Annotated in this window: 1 protein-coding gene; it reads left to right on the top strand. The window is 64.0% G+C overall.

All coding sequences use genetic code 11. The annotated features are described in order from the left end of the window. Positions 1 to 158: arginine deiminase family protein (locus SB751_RS33505; RefSeq protein ID WP_410749433.1), on the top strand; the 158-nt coding region annotated here is incomplete at its 5' end. Positions 159 to 250: the final 92 nt, after the last annotated feature.

Below are 250 nucleotides of genomic sequence, written 5' to 3'. Positions count from 1 at the left end.
GCACCGTCGTCGGCTATGACCGCAATACCTATACAAACACGCAGTTGCGCAAGGCGGGGGTCGAGGTGATCACGATCGGCTCCAGCGAGCTCGGCCGCGGGCGCGGCGGCGGCCATTGCATGACCTGTCCGGTCCTGCGCGATCCGGTCGATTTCTGAAACGGCGCGCACCGCGACGCACCGCCCCCCTTTTTCACGGAGAAACCCGATGAGCCTCAATCTGCACAACCGCAATCTGCTGAGCCTGATCC

Source organism: Cupriavidus sp. SIMBA_020, from assembly GCF_046535395.1.
Taxonomy (GTDB): Bacteria; Pseudomonadota; Gammaproteobacteria; order Burkholderiales; family Burkholderiaceae; genus Cupriavidus; species Cupriavidus campinensis.
This window is presented reverse-complemented; position numbering and strand designations above follow the sequence as displayed.